Genomic DNA, 1,288 nt, shown 5'->3' on the forward strand with positions numbered 1-1,288 from the left:
CTGAGATGTGATGCCGAGCCGATTGTGGTGAAGTGGATGATCCTATGCTGCCGAGAAAAGCCTCTAGCGAGTGTTGTGGCGGCCCGTACCCTAAACCGACTCAGGTGGTCAGGTAGAGAATACCAAGGCGATCGGGTGAACTGTGGTTAAGGAACTCGGCAAATTGCCCCCGTAACTTCGGGAGAAGGGGGACCTCTGCTGGTGATGGGCTTTACGCCTGGAGCTGGTGGGGGTCGCAGTGGCCAGGGGGAAGCGACTGTTTACTAAAAACACAGGTCCGTGCGAAGTCGTAAGACGATGTATACGGACTGACGCCTGCCCGGTGCCGGAACGTTAAGGGGACCGCTTAGCCAGCTTCGGTTGGCGAAGGTGAGAACTTAAGCGCCGGTAAACGGCGGTGGTAACTATAACCATCCTAAGGTAGCGAAATTCCTTGTCGGGTAAGTTCCGACCTGCACGAATGGCGTAACGACTTCCCCGCTGTCTCAACCGCAGACCCGGCGAAATTGCACTACGAGTAAAGATGCTCGTTACGCGCAGCAGGACGGAAAGACCCCGGGACCTTCACTACAGCTTGACATTGGCGTTTGGAGCGTCTTGTGTAGGATAGGTGGGAGACTGGGAAGCTCGGACGCTAGTTCGGGTGGAGTCATTGGTGAAATACCACTCTGGTCGTTTTGAACGTCTAACTCTGGTCCGTGATCCGGATCGAGGACAGTGTCTGGTGGGTAGTTTAACTGGGGCGGTTGCCTCCTAAAGGGTAACGGAGGCGCCCAAAGGTTCCCTCAGCCTGGTTGGCAATCAGGTGTTGAGTGTAAGTGCACAAGGGAGCTTGACTGTGAGACTGACGGGTCGAGCAGGAGCGAAAGCTGGGACTAGTGATCCGGCATCGGCATGTGGAAGCGGTGTCGCTCAACGGCTAAAAGGTACCCCGGGGATAACAGGCTGATCTTCCCCAAGAGTCCATATCGACGGGATGGTTTGGCACCTCGATGTCGGCTCGTCGCATCCTGGGGCTGGAGTAGGTCCCAAGGGTTGGGCTGTTCGCCCATTAAAGCGGTACGCGAGCTGGGTTTAGAACGTCGCGAGACAGTTCGGTCCCTATCCGCTGCGCGCGCAGGAGACTTGAAAGGAGCTGTCCCTAGTACGAGAGGACCGGGACGGACGAACCTCTGGTGTGCCAGTTGTACCGCCAGGTGCACGGCTGGTTGGCTACGTTCGGAAGGGATAACCGCTGAAAGCATCTAAGCGGGAAGCTCGCCTTGAGATGAGGTCTCCCACCCCGTTT

At 57.0% G+C, this 1,288-nt stretch carries 1 rRNA gene (only partly in view); it reads left to right on the forward strand.

What is annotated here, in order from left to right:
- Positions 1–1,288, forward strand: a 23S ribosomal RNA gene (locus ACBI99_RS45755); its annotated part reaches 1,570 nt to the left of the window's first position; the annotation flags it as partial.

It is taken from the genome of Nonomuraea sp. ATR24, from assembly GCF_041950485.1.
Lineage (GTDB): Bacteria > Actinomycetota > Actinomycetes > Streptosporangiales > Streptosporangiaceae > Nonomuraea > Nonomuraea ceibae.